The sequence below is a fragment of the Pseudomonas sp. W17 genome, from assembly GCF_040268305.1.
GTDB lineage: Bacteria > Pseudomonadota > Gammaproteobacteria > Pseudomonadales > Pseudomonadaceae > Aquipseudomonas > Aquipseudomonas protegens.
The window spans coordinates 6909985-6931383 of the sequence record NZ_CP158490.1 but is presented as its reverse complement, the minus strand read 5'-3'; the positions used below and the strand labels follow the sequence as shown (position 1 = coordinate 6931383).

At 63.0% G+C, this 21399-nt stretch carries 22 protein-coding genes; 13 read left to right on the top strand and 9 right to left on the bottom strand.

Going from position 1 to position 21399, the window contains the following annotated elements:
• Positions 1-167 precede the first annotated feature (167 nt).
• The gene (gene dut, locus ABCR88_RS32005; RefSeq protein WP_041120387.1) at positions 168-623 is read right to left on the bottom strand and encodes a dUTP diphosphatase; all 456 of its coding nucleotides are present in this window, start codon (positions 621-623) and stop codon (positions 168-170) included.
• A 5-nt stretch (positions 624-628) separates the two neighbouring features.
• Positions 629-1837 (bottom strand): bifunctional phosphopantothenoylcysteine decarboxylase/phosphopantothenate--cysteine ligase CoaBC, encoded by a 1209-nt coding sequence (gene coaBC, locus ABCR88_RS32000; protein ID WP_041120386.1) that lies wholly within the window; start codon positions 1835-1837, stop codon positions 629-631.
• Between the two features lie 132 nt (positions 1838-1969).
• On the opposite strand from coaBC, the gene radC reads away from it, so the two are divergent.
• Complete coding sequence (gene radC / locus ABCR88_RS31995) at positions 1970-2644, top strand: DNA repair protein RadC (protein ID WP_041120385.1); 675 nt, start codon at positions 1970-1972, stop codon at positions 2642-2644.
• A gap of 48 nt (positions 2645-2692) precedes the next feature.
• Here the strand turns inward: radC and ABCR88_RS31990 are convergent, their stop codons facing one another.
• Positions 2693-4276, bottom strand: coding sequence for an ABC transporter substrate-binding protein (locus ABCR88_RS31990; RefSeq protein ID WP_350403876.1), 1584 nt, complete (start codon positions 4274-4276; stop codon positions 2693-2695).
• Positions 4277-4751: 475 nt separating this feature from the next.
• Here ABCR88_RS31990 and rpmB point away from each other — a divergent pair, with 475 nt between their 5' ends.
• Together rpmB and rpmG are read left to right on the top strand one after the other, a co-directional pair.
• Entirely contained in the window at positions 4752-4988 is a 237-nt protein-coding gene (gene rpmB, locus ABCR88_RS31985) for a 50S ribosomal protein L28 (protein ID WP_011064219.1), read from the top strand.
• An 11-nt stretch (positions 4989-4999) separates the two neighbouring features.
• Positions 5000-5155 (top strand): 50S ribosomal protein L33, encoded by a 156-nt coding sequence (rpmG, locus tag ABCR88_RS31980; RefSeq protein WP_003177274.1) that lies wholly within the window; start codon positions 5000-5002, stop codon positions 5153-5155.
• 58 nt (positions 5156-5213) lie between these two features.
• On the opposite strand, the gene ABCR88_RS31975 is transcribed toward rpmG, so the two are convergent.
• Positions 5214-5576: a cupin domain-containing protein gene (locus ABCR88_RS31975; RefSeq protein WP_041120383.1), complete on the bottom strand. Its 363-nt coding sequence runs from the start codon at positions 5574-5576 to the stop codon at positions 5214-5216.
• Positions 5577-5814: 238 nt separating this feature from the next.
• Between ABCR88_RS31975 and ABCR88_RS31970 the strand changes: the two genes are divergently transcribed.
• Entirely contained in the window at positions 5815-7308 is a 1494-nt protein-coding gene (locus ABCR88_RS31970) for an aldehyde dehydrogenase (protein ID WP_350403873.1), read from the top strand.
• A 127-nt stretch (positions 7309-7435) separates the two neighbouring features.
• Complete coding sequence (locus ABCR88_RS31965) at positions 7436-8581, top strand: MFS transporter (RefSeq protein ID WP_041120382.1); 1146 nt, start codon at positions 7436-7438, stop codon at positions 8579-8581.
• Positions 8582-8585: 4 nt separating this feature from the next.
• Here ABCR88_RS31965 and ABCR88_RS31960 read toward each other — a convergent pair whose 3' ends face one another.
• Complete coding sequence (locus ABCR88_RS31960; RefSeq protein ID WP_011064215.1) at positions 8586-10154, bottom strand: phospholipase D family protein; 1569 nt, start codon at positions 10152-10154, stop codon at positions 8586-8588.
• A 66-nt stretch (positions 10155-10220) separates the two neighbouring features.
• Complete coding sequence (locus ABCR88_RS31955) at positions 10221-11645, bottom strand: PLP-dependent aminotransferase family protein (RefSeq protein WP_011064214.1); 1425 nt, start codon at positions 11643-11645, stop codon at positions 10221-10223.
• Positions 11646-11826: 181 nt separating this feature from the next.
• Here ABCR88_RS31955 and ABCR88_RS31950 point away from each other — a divergent pair, with 181 nt between their 5' ends.
• Positions 11827-12072 (top strand): DUF1127 domain-containing protein, encoded by a 246-nt coding sequence (locus ABCR88_RS31950; protein ID WP_011064213.1) that lies wholly within the window; start codon positions 11827-11829, stop codon positions 12070-12072.
• A 27-nt stretch (positions 12073-12099) separates the two neighbouring features.
• On the opposite strand, the gene ABCR88_RS31945 is transcribed toward ABCR88_RS31950, so the two are convergent.
• On the bottom strand, positions 12100-13392 hold the full coding sequence (locus tag ABCR88_RS31945) for an FAD-binding oxidoreductase (protein WP_350403871.1): 1293 nt from the start codon (positions 13390-13392) through the stop codon (positions 12100-12102).
• A gap of 148 nt (positions 13393-13540) precedes the next feature.
• Here ABCR88_RS31945 and ABCR88_RS31940 point away from each other — a divergent pair, with 148 nt between their 5' ends.
• Complete coding sequence (locus tag ABCR88_RS31940) at positions 13541-13894, top strand: YkgJ family cysteine cluster protein (protein ID WP_350403869.1); 354 nt, start codon at positions 13541-13543, stop codon at positions 13892-13894.
• 43 nt (positions 13895-13937) lie between these two features.
• On the opposite strand, the gene ABCR88_RS31935 is transcribed toward ABCR88_RS31940, so the two are convergent.
• Entirely contained in the window at positions 13938-14426 is a 489-nt protein-coding gene (locus ABCR88_RS31935) for an Lrp/AsnC ligand binding domain-containing protein (protein WP_011064210.1), read from the bottom strand.
• 156 nt (positions 14427-14582) lie between these two features.
• Between ABCR88_RS31935 and dadA the strand changes: the two genes are divergently transcribed.
• From dadA to ABCR88_RS31905, 6 genes are all read left to right on the top strand, one after another.
• Positions 14583-15884 (top strand): D-amino acid dehydrogenase, encoded by a 1302-nt coding sequence (dadA, locus tag ABCR88_RS31930; RefSeq protein ID WP_232643679.1) that lies wholly within the window; start codon positions 14583-14585, stop codon positions 15882-15884.
• The gene (locus tag ABCR88_RS31925; RefSeq protein ID WP_011064208.1) at positions 15856-16209 is read left to right on the top strand and encodes a RidA family protein; all 354 of its coding nucleotides are present in this window, start codon (positions 15856-15858) and stop codon (positions 16207-16209) included. The genes dadA and ABCR88_RS31925 overlap by 29 nt, the downstream gene beginning before the upstream one ends.
• Positions 16210-16300: 91 nt before the next feature.
• Positions 16301-17374: an alanine racemase gene (gene alr / locus ABCR88_RS31920; protein WP_236204054.1), complete on the top strand. Its 1074-nt coding sequence runs from the start codon at positions 16301-16303 to the stop codon at positions 17372-17374.
• A gap of 131 nt (positions 17375-17505) precedes the next feature.
• Positions 17506-18054: a cupin domain-containing protein gene (locus tag ABCR88_RS31915; RefSeq protein WP_015637462.1), complete on the top strand. Its 549-nt coding sequence runs from the start codon at positions 17506-17508 to the stop codon at positions 18052-18054.
• A 182-nt stretch (positions 18055-18236) separates the two neighbouring features.
• Positions 18237-18653 carry a c-type cytochrome gene (locus ABCR88_RS31910; RefSeq protein ID WP_011064205.1) on the top strand — a complete coding sequence of 139 codons (417 nt, stop codon included), beginning with the start codon at positions 18237-18239 and terminating at the stop codon, positions 18651-18653.
• Positions 18654-18789: 136 nt separating this feature from the next.
• The gene (locus tag ABCR88_RS31905) at positions 18790-20721 is read left to right on the top strand and encodes an acetyl-CoA hydrolase/transferase C-terminal domain-containing protein (RefSeq protein ID WP_041120379.1); all 1932 of its coding nucleotides are present in this window, start codon (positions 18790-18792) and stop codon (positions 20719-20721) included.
• A gap of 105 nt (positions 20722-20826) precedes the next feature.
• Here ABCR88_RS31905 and ABCR88_RS31900 read toward each other — a convergent pair whose 3' ends face one another.
• Positions 20827-21399 carry a xanthine phosphoribosyltransferase gene (locus ABCR88_RS31900; RefSeq protein WP_011064203.1) on the bottom strand — a complete coding sequence of 191 codons (573 nt, stop codon included), beginning with the start codon at positions 21397-21399 and terminating at the stop codon, positions 20827-20829.

Genomic DNA, 21399 nt, shown 5'->3' with positions numbered 1-21399 from the left:
GAGTTCGTACTGCGAAAGTGCCATCTGACGGGCTCCGTCCCCTCCGGAACCGGTCAGCAGCCCGGCCTGGCGGGGGCCAGGCGCCCTGCAAAAAAATGCTGGTCCTCGGTCCTTGATTGCTCTCGCAAGGGGGCGGAGCAGGCAGGCTGCCCACTCCGAGAGGCAGATCAGTGGCTGCCGGAGTGGCCGAAGCCACCTGCGCCACGCTGGCTTTCATCAAAGGCTTCGACCACTTCGAAATGCGCCTGGACCACAGGCACCAGCACCAGTTGGGCGATGCGCTCGCCGACGGCGATGTTGAAGGCGGTCTGGCCACGGTTCCAGCAGGACACCATCAGTTCGCCCTGGTAGTCCGAGTCGATCAGGCCCACCAGGTTGCCCAGCACGATGCCGTGCTTATGGCCCAGGCCGGAGCGCGGCAGGATCAGCGCCGCCAGGCCCGGATCGCCAATGTAGACCGACAGCCCGGTAGGGATCAGCAGCGTCTGGCCTGGCTGCAGAAGGGTGTCTTCCTTGAGCATGGCTCGCAGGTCGAGGCCGGCGGAGCCCGGCGTGGCGTACTGCGGCAGAGGGAATTCGTTGCCGATGCGTGGGTCGAGGATCTTGGCTTGTAAAGCGTGCATGCGAGTTAAACCTGGTTCAGCCGTTCGGCGATAAAAGAGATCAGCTGGCGGGCAATCTTGCCCTTGCTGGTCTGGGCGAAGAGAGTTGCGTGCAACTCCCGGTCAATCACGCTGCAGGCGTTTTCCTCGCTGTTGAAGCCAATGCTCGGGTTGGCAACGTCGTTGGCGACGATCAGGTCGAGGTTCTTGTCCTTCAATTTGCGTGCAGCGTAGTCGAGCAAGTTTTCGGTTTCTGCAGCGAAACCGACACTGAAAGGCCGATCCGGACGGCTGGCAATGGTGGCCAGGATGTCCGGGTTGCGCACCATCTGCAGCAACAGGCCGTCACCTTTCGTAGGGTCTTTCTTTAATTTCTGTGGGGCGACGACTTCCGGTCGGTAGTCCGCGACCGCTGCAGAGGCGATGAAAACGTCGCATGGGATCGCCGACTCACAGGCCGCGAGCATGTCCCGGGCGCTGACAACGTCGATCCGCGTGACTCTATCGGGGGTTGGCAGGTGTACCGGCCCGGTGATCAGGGTCACCCGGGCACCGGCTTCAACCGCGGCCTCGGCCAGGGCGAAGCCCATTTTTCCTGAGCTATGGTTGGTGATGTAGCGCACCGGGTCGATGTTTTCCTGGGTCGGCCCGGCGGTAATCAGCAGGTGCTTGCCGGTCAGCGCCAGATGCTGGAAACAATCGGCTGCGCACTGGGCCAGGTCGTTGGCCTCCAGCATGCGGCCCAGGCCGACATCGCCACAGGCCTGGCTGCCGGAAGCCGGGCCGAAGACCTTCAGGCCACGGCTTTGCAGCAGTTGGGTGTTGGCCTGGGTGGCAGGGTCGCGCCACATGGCCTGATTCATCGCCGGGGCGACGGCGACGATGGCATCGGTGGCCAGCACCAGGGTGGTCAGCAGATCGTCGGCAATGCCTTGGGCCAGGCGGGCAATCAGGTCCGCGGTGGCTGGCGCGATCAGCACCAGGTCGGCCCACTTGGCCAGCTCGATATGGCCCATGGCGGCTTCGGCAGCCGGGTCCAGCAGGTCGAGGTGGACCGGGTGCCCGGAGAGCGCTTGCATGGTCAGCGGGGTAATGAACTCACTGCCGCCCCGGGTCATGACCACGCGCACTTCGGCGCCCTGGTCGAGGAGTCGGCGAACCAGCTCCGCGCTCTTGTAGGCGGCAATGCCGCCGCCGACGCCGAGCACGATGCGTTTCCGATACAGCCGCTGCATAGGCCTGTCTTTCCGTTCAGTGATTGCTGCGTGGCATGCCCCCTCCCCAGGTGAAATACCACGCAAAAAAGAGGGGGCTAAGATAGCACAGCGCCCGCTGTCGAACAGCGGCGCCATGCACAGGGAGGTGTGATGAGTATTCGTGACTGGCCCGCGGCGGAGCGTCCGCGGGAACGGCTTCTGGAGCAGGGCGCCATCAGCCTTTCCGACGCCGAGCTACTGGCTATTTTCCTGCGCACCGGGGTGGCCGGTAAAAGCGCGGTGGACCTGGCGCGGCATCTGTTGCGGCGCTTTGGTAGCCTGCGCGGGCTGCTGGAGGCCGATCAACTGACCTTCACCCGCCAGCTGGGGCTGGGCCCGGCCAAGTACGCCTTGTTGCAGGCGGTGCTGGAAATGGCCCGCCGGCATCTGGCGGAGAAACTACATCGCCAGTCCGCATTGGAGAACCCGCTGGTGGTGCGCGATTACCTGAAGTCGATGCTGCGCCACGAGCCCCATGAAGTGTTCGGTTGCCTGTTTCTCGACACGCGGCATCGTGTACTGACCTTCGAAGTGCTGTTTCAGGGCTCCATCGACAGCACCACGGTGTACCCGCGGCAGGTGATCAAGCGCGCCTTGGCGCACAATGCAGCGGCGGTGATCCTCTGCCACAACCACCCGTCAGGCATTTGCGAGCCCAGCCCGGCCGACCGGGTGGTGACCCGACGTTTGCAGGAGGCACTGGAGTTGATCGATGTGCGGGTGCTGGACCACTTCATCGTGGGGGAGGGCGACCCGCTGTCGATGGCCGAGTACGGCTGGATCTGAATGCGGCCGGCTTCAAGGCCTGGGTGGGCCTTGAAGCCGGCCGGCAGTTCACTTGGTGCTGACTTTCGAATAGTCCTGGCGCCCGAAGGGGCTCACCTGGTAGCCCTCGACCTGCTTGCGAGTCAGGGCGAAAGCGGTCGGGTGTGCCAGGGGTAGCCACAGCGCCTGCTGCTGGATCTGGGTCTGGGCCTGTTGGTACAGCTTGCTGCGCACACCCTGTTCGCTGGTGGTCTTGCCGGCCGTGATCAGCTTGTCCAGGTTCTGGTCGCAGTAGCGGGCGAAGTTGGTGCCGGACTTGACGGCGGCGCAGGTGAACTGTGGCGAGAGGAAGTTATCCGGGTCGCCGTTGTCGCCAGCCCAGCCCATGAACAGCAGGTCGTGTTCGCCGGCCTTGGCGCGGCGGATCAGTTCACCCCATTCGATCACGCGGATTTCCGCCTGGATCCCCACTTGGGCCAGGTCCGATTGCAGCAACTGCGCGCCCAGGCTGGGGTTGGGGTTGAGCAGGCTGCCAGAAGGGCGGGTCCAGATGGTGGTCTGGAAGCCGTTCTTCAGGCCAGCCTTGGCCAGCAGTTGGCGAGCCTTTTCCGGGTCGTGGGTGTACCCGGGCAGGTCCTTGGCGTAGCTCCAGGTATTGGGCGGGTAAGGGCCGTTGGCGGCTTCGGCGGTGCCTTCAAAGACCGCCTTGAGGTAGCTGCCCTTGTCGAAGGCCAGGTTGATTGCCTGGCGTACCTCGGGTTTGTCCAGGGGTGGGTGCTGGCTGTTGATGGCGACGAAGGCGGTCATGAAGGCTGCGGTGTGCTCGACCTTCAGTGCCGGATCCTCGCTGGCGGCCTGGACATCCAGGGGCTTGGGCGACAGTGCGATCTGGCACTCGTTGCGGCGCAGCTTCTGCAAGCGCACGTTGGCGTCCGGGGTAATGGCAAAGATCAGCGAATCGACCGCCGGCTTGCCGGCAAAGTAGTCGCGGTTGGCCTTGTAGCGGATCGAGGCGTCTTTCTGGAAGCGCCCGAAGATGAACGGGCCGCTGCCGATCGGCTGGCTGTTGAGCTTCTCCGGGGTGCCGGCCTTGAGCAGTTGCTCGGCGTACTCCGCCGAGTAAATCGAGGCGAAGCCCATGCTCAGGGTGGCGAGGAAGGTCGAATCGGCGTGGTCCAGGGTAAAGCGTACGGTCAGCGGGTCCAGGGCATCGATCTTCTTGATCAGGCTGGGCAACTGCAGGGATTGGGCGTGGGGAAAGCCGCTCTGGGCGATCTTGTGCCACGGATGGGCCGGATCGAGCATGCGCTCGAAGCTGAACTTGACGTCTTCGGCGGTCAGCTCGCGGCTGGGGTTGAAATACTCGGTGCGGTGGAACTTGACCTTGGGGTGCAGCTTGAACACGTAGGTCAGGCCGTCGGCAGAGACCTCCCAGCTGTCGGCAAGGCTGGGGACTACCTTGCCGCTATCGGCGTCGAACTCCACCAGGCGGTTCATCAGCACGTCGGCGGATGCGTTGGTGGTGGTCAGTGAGTTGTACTGCACCACGTCGAAGCCCTCCGGGCTGGCTTCGGTGCAGACGCTCAGCGCGGCAGCCTGGGCCAGGGGGCTCAGGAGAGGGGCGAGCAGGAGCGGGAGGGCGGCAAGACGCATGGTCGGGTTCCTTGTGCAGATCGAAAGCCCATCTGCGAGTGCAGTCTGGAAATGCCTTACCCTAGTGGCCTCTTTGTAAAATGACTATCCCTTTTGTATCGAGTGACGAAACCTCGGGCTTGGCCGGGGTTCCAGGCGTGATTTTCCGCAGGCATGACCGCGCCCAATGGCGGTTTTGTGCCTGGGGTTTCGGGAGAAATATATTCTGCGACGAGCGGTAGATTTCTGCGGTAGCCTTTGCCGCAGGCGTCCGGCGCAAGAAAATCAGGACTTTTCGTCATCCTTGGCACAGCGGTTGTTGTTGCTCTGGGGTCTTTCTGGTATAAAGCAGCGCTCTTTTCTAGGGGCCCGGTTCCTTCGCTTGTAGGTGTAGCCGGTAAGACCCTAAAGAAACGCGGCGCCTGGCGCCAAATGACTGAGAGATTAAGCGGCCAACCCATGCCGGGTTGGGCATGTGGTTTTAGAGGGCTGAGGCATGTCTAGAGTCTGTCAAGTTACCGGTAAGGGTCCGGTGACTGGGAATAACATTTCCCACGCAAACAACAAAACCCGTCGTCGTTTCCTGCCGAACCTGCAGCATCACCGCTTCTGGGTTGAGTCCGAGAAACGTTTTGTGCGTCTGCGCGTATCTGCCAAAGGCATGCGTATCATCGACAAGCGCGGCATTGATGTCGTGCTGGCCGAAATCCGTCGCGATGGCGGCAAGGTTTAAGGGAGCTAATCATGCGTGAATTGATTCGTTTGATCTCGAGCGCCGGTACTGGTCACTTCTACACTACCGACAAGAACAAGCGTACTACTCCGGACAAAATCGAGATCAAGAAATATGATCCGGTTGTTCGCAAGCACGTGATCTACAAGGAAGGCAAAATCAAGTAATTGATTTTTCTTCTGACAAAAAAACCCGCCTTCAAGCGGGTTTTTTTGTGCCCGGGATTCAGGCCTTCTGTTCGAAGGCCACATAGACCTTGCGGCAGGGCTCCAGCACTTCCCAGGTGCCCTTGAAGCCGGCCGGGATCACGAAGCGGTCGCCGACCCGCAGAGTCTTGGCATTGCCGTCGTGATCGCGCAGTACCGATACGCCCTGGAGGATCTCGCAGTATTCGTGTTCGGTGAAGTTCACCGTCCACTGGCCCACGGCGCCTTCCCAGACCCCGGCATTGAGCTGGCCGCACGGGCTGGCGTAATGGTTGAACACCGCCTGCTCGGGGTCGCCCTTGAGGATTTTTTCCGCAGCGGGGCGGTAGCGTTCGCCCTCGGTGGTGGCCTGGCTGAAGTCGACGACGTTGTGGATGCTCATTGTTGTATTCCCCCGTGATTGCGGCGCGAGTGGCTATGAAGGCCAAAGTCTATGTTTATTAAAATGCACATAGCAATGGCGTTTGCCCGGGCTTTGTCAAATATATTGAAAGTACAGGGGTCGCTGGTTTAGGGTGGCGGGTGCCTTTGGCCGAAAACAGGCTGGCCGGGCAGAATTCTTCAGCAGTGCCGGCGTAGTTCGCATGGCGCTTGTATACAAATAAGAGGAGGACACTCGTATGACCACCCTGACTCGTGCCGACTGGGAACAACGTGCCCGCGACCTGAAAATCGAAGGTCGTGCCTACATCAACGGCGAATACACCGCATCGGCTTCCAGCGATACCTTCGAATGCATCAGCCCGGTAGACGGTCGCGTACTGGCGACCATCGCCAGCTGTGATGCCGCCGATGCCCAGCGCGCCGTGGAAAACGCCCGCGCCACCTTCAACTCCGGCGCCTGGTCGCGCCTGGCGCCGGCCAAGCGCAAGTCGGTGATGATCCGCTTTGCCGGCCTGTTGAAGCAGCACGCTGAAGAACTCGCGCTCCTGGAAACCCTGGACATGGGCAAGCCCATCAGCGACTCCCTGGATATCGACGTTCCCGGCGCCGCCCAGGCCCTGAGCTGGAGCGGCGAGGCGATCGACAAGATCTACGATGAAGTCGCTGCCACCCCTCACGACCAGTTGGGCCTGGTCACCCGTGAGCCGGTAGGCGTGGTCGCGGCCATCGTGCCGTGGAACTTCCCCCTGATGATGGCTTGCTGGAAACTGGGCCCGGCGCTGTCCACCGGTAACTCGGTGATCCTCAAGCCTTCGGAAAAATCCCCGCTGACCGCCATCCGCATCGCTGCTCTGGCAGTGGAAGCCGGGATTCCGGCGGGCGTGTTCAACGTACTGCCAGGCTACGGCCACACCGTCGGCAAGGCCCTGGCCCTGCACATGGACGTGGACACCCTGGTGTTCACCGGCTCCACCAAGATCGCCAAGCAGTTGCTGGTCTACTCCGGCGAATCCAACATGAAGCGCGTGTGGCTGGAAGCCGGCGGCAAGAGCCCGAACATCGTGTTCGCCGATGCTCCGGACCTGCAGGCCGCCGCTGAATCCGCCGCCAGCGCCATTGCCTTCAACCAGGGCGAAGTCTGCACCGCCGGCTCGCGCCTGCTGGTGGAGCGCTCCATCAAGGACAAATTCCTGCCGCTGGTGATCGAGGCCCTCAAGGGTTGGAAGCCGGGCAACCCGCTGGACCCGGCCACCAATGTCGGTGCCCTGGTGGACACCCAGCAGATGAACACCGTGCTGTCCTACATCGAAGCCGGGCATGCCGATGGCGCCAAACTGGTGGCCGGTGGCAAGCGCACCCTGGAAGAAACCGGTGGCACCTACGTCGAGCCGACCATTTTCGATGGTGTCAGCAACGCGATGAAAATCGCCCAGGAAGAGATCTTCGGCCCCGTACTGTCGGTGATCGCCTTCGACAGCGTGGAAGAGGCGATCCAGATTGCCAACGACACGCCTTACGGCCTGGCAGCTGCGGTGTGGACCGCCAACATCTCCAAGGCCCACCAGGCCGCCAAGGCCCTGCGTGCCGGCAGCGTCTGGGTCAACCAATACGACGGCGGCGACATGACCGCGCCGTTCGGCGGCTTCAAGCAGTCGGGCAACGGTCGCGACAAGTCGCTGCATGCGTTCGACAAGTACACCGAGCTGAAAGCCACCTGGATCAAGCTCTGAGTCTTGTCGTTTGAGGCGGGGCAGTGCCCCGCCTGATGTCGATCCATAGCGCAGCCGGACTTTCCGCAAGGGGAGTCCGGCTGTGTTGTCTGTGCCTTGCGAAACAATGATCCACAGGAGCGTGGAAATGCGTTGGGCGACCTATTTCGCCGTTTTGGCCGCAGTCTTGAGTGTCGGCCTGGCCTTGGGCGTGACCATGCCCCTGGTGTCATTTCGTCTCGAAAGCTGGGGCTACGGGCCTTTTGCAATTGGCGTGGTGGCGGCGATGCCGGCCATTGGCGTGTTGCTCGGGGCGAAGATCTCCAGCCGCCTGGCGGCGCGCCTCGGCACCGCCAGCCTGATGCGCCTGTGCCTGTGGGGTGGGGCGATCTCCATTGCCTTGCTGGCGCTGCTGCCCAGCTATCCGTTGTGGTTGGTGCTGCGCCTGATACTGGGAGTGGTCCTGACCATCATCTTCATTCTGGGGGAAAGCTGGATCAATCAGCTGGTGGTGGAGCAGTGGCGTGGCCGGCTGGTGGCGCTGTATGGCGCAAGCTATGCCTTGAGCCAGCTGGCCGGGCCCCTGCTGTTGGGCGTGCTGGGTACTGAGCATGATTACGGCTTCTGGACCGCGGTGGGTTTGCTGGTGGTATCACCGCTCCTGCTGTTGGGGCGCAGCGGGGCGCCGAGCACCGAGTCGTGCAGCGTGACCCTGTTTGACCTGTGGCACTTCTGTCAGAAGTTGCCGGCGATTGCCTGGGCAGTTGCATTGTTCGCTACTTTCGAGGCGCTGATTCTGACCCTGCTGCCGGTGTATTGCTTGAGCCAGGGGTTCACCGAAGACATTGCCCTGGCCATGGTCAGCACCGTGGTGGTGGGGGATGCACTTTTGCAGCTGCCGATTGGCGCCCTGGCGGATCGGATTTCCCGGCGCGGCCTGTTCACCGGCTGCGCGGTGATCCTGTTGTGTTCCAGCCTGGCCATTCCGCTGTTGCTGGGCACCGTGCTGATCTGGCCACTGTGGGTGTTGTTCGGGGCTAGCGCCGGGGGCTTGTTCACTTTGTCGCTGATCCTGATCGGCGAGCGTTACCGCGATGACGCACTGGTGCGGGCCAATGCCCATGTGGCGCAGCTCTGGGGCATTGGCTGCCTGATCGGGCCGCTGGTGGCAGGGGCCGGCAGCCAGTGGGTCAGCGGCCATGCCATGTTGCTGCTGGTGGCGGCCGGGGCTCTTGGCTTGCTTGTCCTGCTGCTGCGCCAGGGGGCCTTTGGCGAAGCCCAGGCTGCGTTGTAGCTGCTCAGAGCATGCGTTCCAGGCCGATGCGGGTGCTCAGCCAGGCATTGAAGCGGCGCCACCAGTTGCCGGGTTCATGGCCCAGGCTGTGCAACTGGCCCTGGTCTTCGGTCACCCAGACCAGCTTGCCGTCCAGCAGCTTGACCTGGTAGCTCAGGGCCGGCGCCATCCCCTGCAGGGCCAGGGCGCGGACATGTTCAGCCAGCTCGGGGCTGTCCACCAGCACCCCGACCTCGGTGTTCCACAGCACCGAACGGGGGTCGAAGTTGAACGAGCCGATGAAGCTCTTTCGTCGGTCGAAGATCATCGCCTTGCTGTGCAGGCTGGAGTCGGAGCCCTTGTAGGAGCCGCTGTGGAACAGGTGCGGCCCGCTGCCACCGCGCTCGCCGGGTTGTCGGCGCAGTTCGTAGAGCTTCACTCCATGTTCCAGCAATGCCTTGCGATAGGGCGCATAGCCGCCATGCACCACGGGCACGTCGGTGGCTTCCAGGGAGTTGGTCAACAGGCTCACCGAGACCCCGGCGTCCGCGCGCCCGGTCAGGTACACCAGCCCAGGCTGCCCCGGAACGAAGTAGGCCGAGATCATGATCAGCTCCTTGCCGACCCCGCTCAGTTCCGGTGCCAGCTGGGTGGTGAGCAGCAGGTGCGGGTCGGGGTCACCCTTGGCCAGGACCTTGGCCGGAGCGTCCCACAGGGCCTGGTTCCAGGCCCAGATCAGTTCCTTGCGCCAGATGTCCATGCGCGGCTGGGTCTGGTAGGTCATTAACTGCCGGTACAGCGCCTGGTTCTGCCGGCGGCTGTCCTGCAAGGATTCCTCGAGGCGCAGCCGGGTGTTGTCCAGCGCCTTGGCGGAAGGTGTGCTGGACAGGAACTCGCCGATGGGGCGGCTCAGGGCGCTGTTCCAGTACTGGTCGAAGCTGTGGCCCAGTTGCTCGGCCACCGGCCCCACGCTGAACATGTCGATGTCGGTGAAATTCAGGTTGGGCTGGGCGTCGAAGTATTCATCCCCCAGGTTGCGCCCGCCGACGATGGCCACGCTGTTGTCTGCCAGCCAGAGCTTGTTGTGCATCCGCCGATGCTGCTGCGACAGGTTGAACAGGCGGCCCATGGCCCGGGTCAGGCCGGTGCTGCGGCCTAGATGCAGAGGGTTGAACAGACGGATCTGGATCTGCGGGTGGGCGGCCAGGGTGGCGATGATCTGGTCCAGGCCGTCGCTGGTGGTGTCGTCCAGCAGGATGCGTACCCGCACGCCACGGTCGGCGGCCTTGAGCAGTTCGTCCACCAGCATGCGGGTGCTGATGCCGTCGTGGACGATGTAGTACTGCAGGTCGAGGCTGCTTTGCGCGTTGCGGATCAGCTCGGCGCGAGCCATGAACGCTTCGGTGCTGTTGGGTAGCAGGCGAAAGCCGGAACGCCCCTGGTAGGGCGCGGCCTGGGCCCGGATCGACTGGGCAAAGCCCGAATCACGGGCGGGCAGGGCCTGGCTGGGTTGGTACGGCACCTCGCGGGTAGCGCAGCCGCCCAGCCCGAGGCTCAGCAGCAGAAGCCAGGTGAAGGCCTGTATAGGGTTCAAGTCAGGTCATCTCGCATCACGGCACGGGTTGGCATGGGACGGCTGGCTTCCTGCTTCGGATCGGGGTCAGTCCGAGGTTTCACTGAGCAGCTTGATGGCTGCAGCGCCGACCTTGCGTACCGCGTCTTCGATCTGCGCGGTTGGCTTGGCAGCGTAGTTCATCCGCAGGCAATTGCGGTACTTGCCCGAGGCGGAAAAGATGCTGCCCACGGCAATCTGCACCCCTTGCTCGAGCAGCACTCGGTTGAGCTTCAGAGCATCAAAGCCCTCGGGGAGTTCGATCCACAGCATGAAACTGCCCTGTGGCCGGCTGGCGCGAGTGCCGGCGGGGAAGTAGCGGCTGACCCAATCGAGCATCAGGTCACGATTGCGCTGGTATTGGGTGCGCATCTTGCGCAAATGCGGCTCGAAGTGGCCGCTCTTGAGAAACTCGGCGATGGCTACCTGGGGCTGCGGGGCCGTGGAGCCGGTGCTGATGTATTTCATGTGCAGTACACGTTCCAGGTAGCGGCCGGGCGCCACCCAGCCGATGCGCAGGCCTGGGGCCAGGGTTTTCGAGAACGAGCTGCACAGCAGCACCCGGCCATCATCGTCGAAGGACTTGATGGTGCGCGGGCGCGGGTAGGTGTAGGCCAGTTCGCCATACACATCGTCCTCGATGATCGCCACGTCGAAGCGCTGGGCCAGGGTCAGCAGTGCCCGCTTGCGCGGCTCCGGCATGATGTAGCCCAGGGGGTTGTTGCAGTTGGGCGTCAACTGTATGGCCTTGATCGGCCACTGTTCCAAAGCCAGTTCCAGGGCTTCCAGGCTGATTCCGGTAATGGGGTCGGTTGGGATCTCCAGGGCCTTCATGCCCAGGCCCTTGAGGGTCTGCATAGCGCCGTGGAAGCTCGGAGAGTCCACGGCAACGATATCCCCCGGTTCGCAGATGGCGCGAATGCTGGTGGACAGCGCCTCGTGGCAGCCGGTGGTGATCACCAGGTCGCCGGCCCCCAGCTGGCAGCCGGAATCCAGCATCAGCCGCGCGACCTGCTCGCGCAGCTCCAGCACGCCGTAGATGTTGTCATAGTGCAGGCCGGGCATGTCCTGGCGCCGGCTGAGGCGGGCCAGGGCCCGAAGCAGAGGCTTGAGGGTGGGGGTGGTGATGTCCGGCATGCCGCGGCCCAGTTGCACCACGTCCTTGCGCGGCACGGCGCGAATCAGTTCCAGCACTTGGTCCCACTGCGAGATCTCTACCGGTCGCTGGGCCGGGCGGCCAACGGCGGGCAGGGCGGGCAGTTCGCGGCTGGGCGGCACGAAGTAGCCGGACTTGGGCTTGGGCATCGCCAGGCCGTTGTCTTCCAGCAGGCGGTAGGCCTGCTGCACGGTGCTCAGGCTGACCCCGTGCTCGACGCTCAGGGCGCGCACTGAGGGCAGTCGATCGCCGGGGCGGTAGAAGCCCTGCTCAATGCGGGTGCCCAGGAGTTCGGCGAGGTTGACGTAGAGGGTCATGGCATTGGCTCGTAGTGGGGGGGCGCGAAGACCGGTACAGATGGGGCAAAAATACAGGATTCAGCAGGATTTTTGGCAAAACTGTATGGAGTTAATACCGCTGTATTGAGTCTGTAATGGTTTTTGCGCACCAAGCATCCTATTGGCTCATGGCAACTTTGAGCAAACAGGAGCAATACAGATGAACGGCTTGAGCGATGTGCGTCTGTCGTTACGGAGTCAGGAGCTGCAGGCAGAGCAGGAACAGGCACTGGCGGCACGCCTGCCACGCTCCGCACCGCCCGGGCTGAGCCCGCTGGGTCTGTACTGGCATCGGCTGCGCACGCGCAAGGCGTTGCTGGAGCTGACTGCCGAGCAGTTGCGCGATGTCGGCCTGAGCCGGGAGGAGGCGCGGGCCGAAGGTCTCAAGCCGTTCTGGCGGCTGTAGGCCGACGCCGCGCAGCCACGGGGAGGGTCAGAGCAGTTCCTTCAAGCGGTGCCAGAGCATGCCCAGGGCCAGCAGCGGCGAGCGCAGATGCTTGCCGCCCGGGAAGGTGATGTGCGGAACCTTGGCGAACAGGTCGAAACCGCCGCCGTGCTGGCCGCTGATGGCCTCGCCCAGCAGCTTGCCCGCCAGGTGCGTGGCATTCAGGCCGTGGCCCGAATAGGCCTGGGCGTAATACACATTGGGCTGGTCCTTGAGCCGGCCGATCTGCGGCAGGCGGTTGGCGCCGATGCCGATCATGCCGCCCCACTGGTAGTCGATCTTCACTGCGGCCAGTTGCGGGAACACTTCCAGCATCTTCGGCCGCATGTAGGCGGCGATGTCCTTGGGGTCACGCCCCGAATAATGACAGGCACCCCCGAACAGCAGGCGCCGGTCAGCCGAAAGGCGGTAGTAGTCCAGGGCCACGCGCTGGTCGCAGACCGCCATGTTCTGCGGCAGCAGTTCCTGGGCCAGGGCCGGGCTCAAGGGTTCGGTGGCGATGATGTAGCTGCCGGCCGGAAGCACCTTGCCCCCCAATTCCGGATTGAGATCGTTGAGGTAGGCGTTGCAGCCCAGTACCAGGGTCTTGGCCCGGACGGTGCCGCGACTGCTGTGGACCTTGACCTCGGGGCCGTAGTCGATGCGGGTCACCGCAGAGTGCTCGAACAGTTGCACCCCCAACTGCTGCGCCGCCCGGGCTTCGCCCAGGGCCAGGTTCAGCGGGTGCAGGTGGCCAGAGCCCATGTCGATCAAGCCGCCAACATAGCGCTTGGAACCCACCACGCTGTGCATGTCATCGGCCTGCAGCAGCCGGGTCTGGTGGCGATAGCCGAGGCTGCGTAGTTCCTCGGCGTCTTCGGCGAAGCCGGCAAGGTCGGCCGGCTTGTTGGCCAGGTCGCAGTAGCCCCAGGTCAGGTCGCAAGGGATCTGGAAACGCTCGATGCGTTGGCGGACGATCTCCACCGCCTCCAGCCCCATGAGCTTCATCTGCCGCACTCCGTCCTCGCCTATCATCTTGGTGAACTGGTCGAGGCCGTGGCCGACGCCGCGAATCAACTGCCCGCCATTGCGCCCGCTGGCGCCCCAGCCGATCTTGTGCGCCTCCAGCAGGACCACGCTGAGGCCACGCTCGGCCAGTTCCAGCGCGGTGTTGAGCCCGGAAAAACCGCCCCCGACCACGCACACATCGGCTGTCAGATCGCCCGCCAACGCTGGGTAGTCAGGTTGCGGCAGGCTGCTGGCGGCATAGTAGGAAGCGGCGTGCTGAAGGCTGGCGGGCATGGGATGCGTCCTGATGATGGTGTCGGTAAAAATGCGCGGAGCATAAGTCGGGCCTTTGCGCCGGGGCAACCGCAGGACGCCCGGTCCTGTCTGCCGCCAGGCATTTAGGGCAGAATTCACGGCTATTCATGCCCCGGTAGTCTTTTTCATGAGCTGTAACCGTCAAATCGTCCGCAGCCTGCGTCAGCAGATTCCCTCTTTCGAGTGCGTTCCCGGCTGCCACGACTGCTGCGGCCCGGTGACTACCTCGCCGGAGGAAATGTCCCGCCTGCCGCGCAAGACCGCTGCCGAGCAGGAAGCTGCCATGGACGAGCTCAACTGCGTGCACCTGGGGCCCAACGGTTGCACCGTATATGACGAGCGTCCGCTGATCTGCCGCCTGTTCGGCACCACGCCGAGCCTGCCTTGCCCCAACGGCCGGCGCCCGATGGAGATGATCCACCCCCGGGTCGAAAAACAGATCCACGACTACATGGCCAGCACTCGCCAGGTCCTGGTCTAGCCCCGCGCCCCCGGCTTGCCGGCGAAGGCTTCACCCTCTCGCTTCAATCCGGAATCGGCAGGCTCAGGCTCTCCTTCACCTCTTCCATGACGATGTAGCTCTTGGACTCGCGCACGTGGGGCAGCTTGAGCAGGATGTCCCCCAGCAACTTGCGGTAGGACGCCATTTCCGAGATCCGCGCCTTGACCAGATAGTCGAAGTCGCCGGACACCAGGTGGCACTCCAGTACGTGGGGCAGCTTCAGCACCGCCCGGCGAAACTCCTCGAAGGTATCGCCGGACTTGTAGTCCAGGCTGATCTCGACGAACACCAGCAGGCTGCCCTTGAGGTGCTGCGGATTGAGCCGCGCGTTGTAGCCCATGATGATCCCTTCGCGCTCCAGGCGGCGCACGCGCTCGGTGCAGGGGGTGGTGGAGAGACCCACTCGCTCCCCCAGCTCGGTGAAGGAAATGCGTCCGTCGGCCTGGAGTATCCGCAAGATATTGCGATCGATCTTGTCCAGGGCCCGACGGGTCTGATGATTGGTGCGCATAGGGGATGCCCCTCCGTGAAAAGCAATATCGCCGAGAATTCTCGCCAAATATAGGCGGTTATATAGTGAAAATCACTGCTCAATGTTTCTTACACTGCGCCCATCTTTGCTCTGAATAACAAACGTCAGCGGTCAAGCCGCGATGAGGATATGAAAATGCGCGTTCTGGTCTTGGGCAGTGGCGTTATCGGAACCACCAGTGCCTATTATCTGGCTCGAGCCGGATTTGAAGTGACCGTAGTGGACCGTCAGCCGGCCGCCGCCATGGAAACCAGCTTCGCCAACGCCGGCCAGGTCTCGCCTGGCTATGCGTCGCCCTGGGCCGCTCCGGGTGTACCGCTCAAAGCCATCAAATGGCTGCTGCAGCGCCACGCGCCACTGGCGATCAAGGCCACGGCCGACATCGACCAGTACCTGTGGATGGCACAGATGCTGCGCAACTGCACCGCCAGCCGCTATGCGGTGAACAAGGAACGCATGGTGCGCCTGTCCGAATACAGCCGTGACTGCCTCGACGAGTTGCGAGCGGAAACCGGCATTGCCTACGAAGGCCGCAGCCTGGGCACTACCCAGCTGTTCCGCACCCAGGCGCAGCTGGACGGTGCGGCGAAAGACATCGCCGTGCTCAAGGAGTCCGGCGTGCCGTTCGAACTGCTGGACCGCGAAGGCATCGCCCGGGTCGAGCCGGCCCTGGCCAACGTCACTGACATCCTCGCCGGTGCCCTGCGCCTGCCCAACGACCAGACTGGCGACTGCCAGATCTTCACCACGCGCCTGGCGGAAATGGCCAGCAAGCTGGGTGTGGAGTTCCGCTTCGGCCAGGACATCCAGCGCATCGACTTTGCCGGTGACCGGATCAACGGCGTGTGGATCGACGGCAAGCTGGAAACCGCCGACCGCTACGTGCTGGCCCTGGGCAGCTACTCGCCGCAATTGCTCAAACCGCTGGGCATCAAGGCGCCGGTGTACCCGCTCAAGGGTTACTCCCTGACCGTGCCGATCACCAACCCGGCCATGGCCCCGACTTCCACCATCCTCGACGAAACCTACAAGGTCGCGATCACCCGTTTCGACAACCGCATCCGTGTTGGCGGCATGGCTGAAATAGCCGGTTTTGACCTCTCGCTGAACCCGCGCCGGCGCGAAACCCTGGAGATGATCGTCAACGACCTTTATCCTCAGGGCGGCAATCTGGCCGAGGCCAGTTTCTGGACCGGCCTGCGTCCGACCACACCGGATGGCACGCCGATTGTTGGCGCGACGCCGTTCAAGAACCTGTTCCTCAATACCGGTCACGGCACCCTTGGCTGGACCATGGCTTGCGGTTCCGGTCGCCTGCTGGCGGATCTGATGGCCAAGAAAAAGCCGCAGATCAGCGCCGAAGGCCTCGATATTTCCCGTTATGGCAACCCTCAGGAGTCAGCTAAACATGTCAATCCAGCGCCAGCTCACCAATGAGCGCATGAGCCAGATCGTTGTTCACGGCGGTACGGTGTATCTGTCTGGGCAAGTCGGCGATGACATGCAGGCCGGGATCGAACAGCAGACTCGCGAGACCCTGGCCAATATCGAGCGCCTGCTGGACCTGGCCGGCACCGATAAGAGCAAGCTGCTGTCGGTGACCATCTACCTGAAGGACATCGATGCCCACTTCGCAGGCATGAACAGTGTCTGGGACCAGTGGCTGCCAAAAGGCGTGGCGCCGGCCCGGGCCACGGTCGAAGCCAAGCTCTGCGAGCCGGAAATTCTGGTTGAGCTGTCGGTAGTGGCTGCTCTGCCTTAAGCGACAAGATCCCTCTCCCGGTGCCGGTAGCGGCTCGCCGTTATCCAGCACCGGTTTTTTATTCCCCATGACCGCCTAGAAGTCTGCCGCCATGCGCCCTGCCCGTGCCCTGATCGATCTCCAAGCCCTGCGTCACAACTACCAACTGGCCCGTGAAACCTCGGGAGTTCGTGCTCTCGCGGTGATCAAGGCCGATGCCTACGGCCATGGCGCGGTGCGCTGCGCCCAGGCACTGGAAGGCGAGGCCGACGGTTTCGCCGTGGCCTGCATCGAAGAAGCCCTGGAGCTGCGCGCCGCGGGCATTCGTGCGCCGGTGCTGCTGCTGGAAGGTTTTTTCGAAGCATCCGAGCTGGCGCTGATCGTCGAGCATGATTTCTGGTGCGTGGTGCATTCGCTGTGGCAACTCGAAGCCATCGAGCAGGCGGCCGTGGCCAAGCCACTGACGGTCTGGCTCAAGCTGGACTCGGGCATGCACCGGGTCGGCCTGCATCCCAAGGATTACCAGGCGGCGTATCAGCGCCTGCAGGCCAGCGGCAAGGTCGAGAAGATCGTGCTGATGAGCCACTTTGCCCGCGCCGATGAACTGGACTGCCCGCGTAGCAGCGAGCAGGTGGCGGTATTCGAAGCGGCTCGCCAGGGCCTCGGAGCGGAAATCAGCCTACGCAATTCGCCGGCGGTCATGGGCTGGCCCGCCGTACCCAGCGATTGGGTGCGCCCGGGCATCATGCTCTACGGTTCGACGCCGTTCGAAGAAAACAACTCGGTGGCCGCGCGCTTGCAGCCGGTAATGACCCTGGAGTCCAAGGTGATCTGCGTGCGTGAACTGCCGGCCGGCGAGCCGGTGGGCTACGGCGCCAGGTTCATCACCGACAGGCCAATGCGCATCGGCGTGGTTGCCATGGGGTATGCCGACGGTTATCCGCGCCATGCGCCTACTGGTACGCCGGTACTGGTGGCCGGCCAGCGCAGCCGCCTGCTGGGCCGGGTGTCCATGGACATGCTGTGTGTCGACCTGACGGACGTGCCCCAGGCCGGTCTTGGTTCGACCGTGGAGTTGTGGGGCAAGAACATCCTCGCCAGCGATGTTGCGCAGGCCGCCGATACCATCCCTTATCAGCTGTTCTGCAACCTGCGCCGGGTGCCGTTGGTGTACTGCGAAGGCTGAGATTGCGTGGGCTGTACCGAAAGTCGCCTTCCCGGGGGGAATCGGGAGCAAGTGTTGTAAATACTGAACGCTGTCGCCATGATAACGCTCAATTACAACAACGCCTGATTCCCGCCTAGGAGGCTGCCGCATTGGACGTCGGTGAACGACTGCAATCCATCCGTAAACTGAAAGGTCTTTCCCAGCGTGAACTCGCCAAGCGTGCGGGCGTCACCAATAGCACCATTTCAATGATCGAAAAGAACAGCGTCAGCCCCTCGATCAGCTCGCTGCGCAAGGTGCTGGGCGGCATTCCCATGTCCATGGTGGAGTTCTTTTCCGAGGAAATTCTCCAGGAAACGCCTTCTCAGATCGTCTACAAGGCCCACGAACTGATCGACATCTCCGATGGTGCGGTGACCATGAAGCTGGTGGGCCGGGCTCATCCGAGCCGCGCCATTGCCTTCCTCAACGAGATCTATCCGCCGGGTGCCGATACCGGTGAAGAGATGCTCACCCACGACGGCGAGGAAACCGGGATTCTCCTCGAGGGGCGCCTGGAACTGGTGGTAGGGCTTGAAACATTTGTCCTCGAAGCCGGCGACAGCTACTACTTTGAGAGTACGAAGCCGCACCGTTTCCGTAATCCGTTCGATGTTCCGGCGCGGCTAATCAGCGCAGCCACTCCGGCGAACTTCTAGATCAAGAGGCGTCCTGCAAGGCTTGCAGAGAGGCCCCCAGCGACATTTTGCCGCGAATAAGACCCCTTCGACTTTGGGGTTGTTTCAGTGTGGCGGGCTAACCGTTATACTTTCGCCCGCCTGCGAAACCGTGGCCGCAGGCGTGACTAGCCACCATTGAGGGTGTACGCGTGAACCTAATTATGAAAATGCTGGCCGCACCAGCAACCGTATTGGCCCTTTGGGCAGTCAGCGCTCAAGCTGCGACTAATGATGATATTGCCAAGCGTCTTGAGCCTGTCGGCCAGGTCTGCGTCCAGGGGCAGGAATGCAAGGGTATGGAAGTGGCCGCCTCTGCGGGCGGTGGCGGTGGCGCGAAATCCCCGGATGACGTGATCGCCAAGCACTGCAACGCTTGCCACGGCACCGGCCTGTTGGGCGCACCGAAAATCGGTGACACCGCTGCCTGGAAAGAGCGCGCCGATCACCAGGGCGGCCTCGACGGCATCCTGGCCAAGGCCATCACCGGGATCAACGCAATGCCGCCTAAAGGCACTTGCGCCGATTGCTCCGATGACGAGCTCAAAGGTGCAATCCAGAAGATGTCCGGCCTGAAATAAGCCGCCATCTTCAGCGAAAAAGCCGCTTACGAGCGGCTTTTTTGTGGGCGTAATTTGCCCTGTGTACTGGTCAATGCAGCAAACTCCCGGCAAGCTCGGTCCAACCTCAATTCAAGGACGGTCCCCGGAGGGTCAGATGCTGCAATCCTGTTCTATCGAGCATGCGGTGGATGAAGTGCTCGCGCGTTTGCCGCAACACATTCACATGGGCATGCCTTTGGGGTTGGGTAAACCCAACCGTTTCGCCAATGCCCTGTACCGGCGCATCGCCGGGATGCCGGAACGCCAGCTGACCATTTACACCGCTTTGAGCCTGGGCCGGCCGGCCCTGGGCGACGGTTTGCAGAAGCGCTTCCTCGAACCCTTCGTCGAACGGGTATTCGGTGACTACCCGGAGCTGGATTTTCTCGCAGACCTGCATCGCGACAGCCTGCCGGCGAACATTCGCGTCGAGCAGTTCTTCATGCAGCCCGGCAGCCTCCTGCACAGTGCCCCGGCGCAGCAGGACTACGTCAGCAGCAACTACAGCCATGCCGCCCGGGACATCAACGCAGCCGGTCTGAACCTGGTGGCGCAACTGCTGGCCAGGGACCCGCAAGACCCGGGACGCCTGAGCCTGAGCTGCAACCCGGACATCACCCTCGACATGTTGCCGATGATTGCCAAGCGCCGGGCGCAGGGGGAAACCATCTTGATCCTCGGCCAGGTCCACAGCGACCTGCCCTATATGCCGGGGGACTCGGAAATCGATGCCGCGGACCTCGACCTGCTGATCGACGAGGAGGAGCGCAGTACGTTGTTCTCCACGCCGAACATGCCCGTGGGCATCCAGGACCATTGCATAGGCCTGCACGCCAGCACCTTGGTGCGCGACGGCGGCACCCTGCAGATCGGCATTGGCTCCATGGGCGATGCGCTGACCGCGGCCTTGCTCGCACGGCAGGCGGACAACGAGGGCTACCGCGCGCTGCTGGCAGACCTGCAGGTGGATTACTGGCAGCCGCTGATCGATCGCGAAGGGGGTGTCGAGCCCTTTGCCCAAGGGCTCTACGGCTGCAGCGAAATGTTCGTCAACGGCCTGCTGGCCCTGGCCGACGCGGGCATCGTGCGGCGCAAGGTGTACCCGACCGTGGCGCTGCAAGAGCAAGCCAATGCCGGCACCCTGGATCCGGATTCGGCTGTCGGCGGGGTCTCGATCCATGGCGGTTTCTTCCTTGGCCCGCGCAGCTTCTATCAGCGCCTGCGGGAGCTGCCCAAGAGCAGGCTGGCGCAGTTCAACATGACCGCCATCAGCTACATCAACGAGCTGTATGGCCATGAGGAGCTCAAGCGTCTGCAACGCCGGGATGCGCGCTTTATCAACAGCGCCTTCACCATGACCCTGATGGGTGCGGCGGTGTCCGACCAGTTGCAGGGCGGGCGCGTGCTGAGCGGGGTGGGCGGGCAATACAACTTCGTCGCCCAGGGCCATGCCCTGGCGGATGCCCGCTCGGTGCTGATCCTGCGCAGCTGGCGCGAGTCGGCAGGGGAAGTGAGCTCCAACATTGTCTGGGAATACGGCCACTGCACCATCCCCCGTCACCTGCGGGACATCGTGATCACCGAGTACGGCATCGCCGATCTGCGGGGCAAGACGGACGCCAAGGTGATCGAGGCGTTGCTCAATATCAGCGATTCACGCTTCCAGGCCGGATTGATCGAGCAGGCACAGAAAGCCGGCAAGCTGGCGAAGGACTTTCGTCTGGAGCCGCGTTTTGCCGACAACAGCCCACAGCGTTTGCAGAACATTCAGGCACGTCACAGCCACCTGTTCCCGGAGTATCCGCTGGGCAGTGATTTCAGCGCCCAGGAGCGCGACCTGCTGCGGGCGCTGAACTGGCTCAAGAGCAAGTTCAAGCTCAGCGAGATCCTCGAGCTGGGCAAGGCGGCACTCGATGCACCGGAGCCCGCGGCGTTTGCCGAGCACTTGGAGCGCATGGGGCTGGAGAAACCCGAAGGCCTGCGTGAAGACCTGTACCAGCGGTTCCTGCTGGCGGGTCTGCAGGCCACGGCACCCACCTTGTCGTAGGAGACGGCTTGCCGGCGAATGGGCCTTCAAGTCTTGCGCTGCTCTCAAGGGCGTCTTCGCTGGCAAGCCAGTTCCTACACAAGTCTGTTGCTCTGGCGGGCGGGGTTACTCGATGAAGGTGACCACGCCGCCGGCCAGGGATTTGACCCGGGCCAGGGATTCCACGCGGTAGCCCTGAGAGTCCAGTTCGGCACGGCCGCCCTGGAACGACTTCTCGATGACGATGCCCAGGCCGGCCACGGTGGCGCCGGCCTGCTTGATGATCGAGATCAGTGCCTGGGACGCCTTACCGTTGGCCAGGAAGTCGTCGATGATCAGCACGCGGTCGCTGCTGGTCAGGTGCCGCGGGGAAATGGCGACGGTGCTTTCCACCTGCTTTGTGAAGGAGTACACGGTGGCCGACAGCAGGTTCTCGGTCAGGGTCAGGGACTGGTGCTTGCGGGCGAAGATCACCGGCACGCCCAGGTTCAGACCGGTCATGATCGCCGGGGCTATCCCTGAGGCTTCGATGGTGACGATCTTGGTGATGCCCGAATCCTTGAACAACGTGGCGAATTCGTCGCCGATCAACTTCATCAACTGCGGGTCGATCTGATGGTTCAGAAAGGCGTCGACCTTCAGTACTTGATCGGAAAGCACGATGCCTTCTTCGCGAATTTTCTTGTGCAGTGCTTCCAC

Bases quoted from the DNA above. Each gene is read 5' to 3' on its own strand.
- dut (WP_041120387.1), bottom strand. From the start codon at position 623: ATGCACGCTTTACAAGCCAAGATCCTCGACCCACGCATCGGCAACGAA.
- coaBC (WP_041120386.1), bottom strand. From the start codon at position 1,837: ATGCAGCGGCTGTATCGGAAACGCATCGTGCTCGGCGTCGGCGGCGGC.
- radC (WP_041120385.1), top strand. From the start codon at position 1,970: ATGAGTATTCGTGACTGGCCCGCGGCGGAGCGTCCGCGGGAACGGCTT.
- ABCR88_RS31990 (WP_350403876.1), bottom strand. From the start codon at position 4,276: ATGCGTCTTGCCGCCCTCCCGCTCCTGCTCGCCCCTCTCCTGAGCCCC.
- rpmB (WP_011064219.1), top strand. From the start codon at position 4,752: ATGTCTAGAGTCTGTCAAGTTACCGGTAAGGGTCCGGTGACTGGGAAT.
- rpmG (WP_003177274.1), top strand. From the start codon at position 5,000: ATGCGTGAATTGATTCGTTTGATCTCGAGCGCCGGTACTGGTCACTTC.
- ABCR88_RS31975 (WP_041120383.1), bottom strand. From the start codon at position 5,576: ATGAGCATCCACAACGTCGTCGACTTCAGCCAGGCCACCACCGAGGGC.
- ABCR88_RS31970 (WP_350403873.1), top strand. From the start codon at position 5,815: ATGACCACCCTGACTCGTGCCGACTGGGAACAACGTGCCCGCGACCTG.
- ABCR88_RS31965 (WP_041120382.1), top strand. From the start codon at position 7,436: ATGCGTTGGGCGACCTATTTCGCCGTTTTGGCCGCAGTCTTGAGTGTC.
- ABCR88_RS31955 (WP_011064214.1), bottom strand. From the start codon at position 11,645: ATGACCCTCTACGTCAACCTCGCCGAACTCCTGGGCACCCGCATTGAG.
- ABCR88_RS31950 (WP_011064213.1), top strand. From the start codon at position 11,827: ATGAACGGCTTGAGCGATGTGCGTCTGTCGTTACGGAGTCAGGAGCTG.
- ABCR88_RS31945 (WP_350403871.1), bottom strand. From the start codon at position 13,392: ATGCCCGCCAGCCTTCAGCACGCCGCTTCCTACTATGCCGCCAGCAGC.
- ABCR88_RS31940 (WP_350403869.1), top strand. From the start codon at position 13,541: ATGAGCTGTAACCGTCAAATCGTCCGCAGCCTGCGTCAGCAGATTCCC.
- ABCR88_RS31935 (WP_011064210.1), bottom strand. From the start codon at position 14,426: ATGCGCACCAATCATCAGACCCGTCGGGCCCTGGACAAGATCGATCGC.
- dadA (WP_232643679.1), top strand. From the start codon at position 14,583: ATGCGCGTTCTGGTCTTGGGCAGTGGCGTTATCGGAACCACCAGTGCC.
- ABCR88_RS31925 (WP_011064208.1), top strand. From the start codon at position 15,856: ATGTCAATCCAGCGCCAGCTCACCAATGAGCGCATGAGCCAGATCGTT.
- alr (WP_236204054.1), top strand. From the start codon at position 16,301: ATGCGCCCTGCCCGTGCCCTGATCGATCTCCAAGCCCTGCGTCACAAC.
- ABCR88_RS31910 (WP_011064205.1), top strand. From the start codon at position 18,237: ATGAAAATGCTGGCCGCACCAGCAACCGTATTGGCCCTTTGGGCAGTC.
- ABCR88_RS31905 (WP_041120379.1), top strand. From the start codon at position 18,790: ATGCTGCAATCCTGTTCTATCGAGCATGCGGTGGATGAAGTGCTCGCG.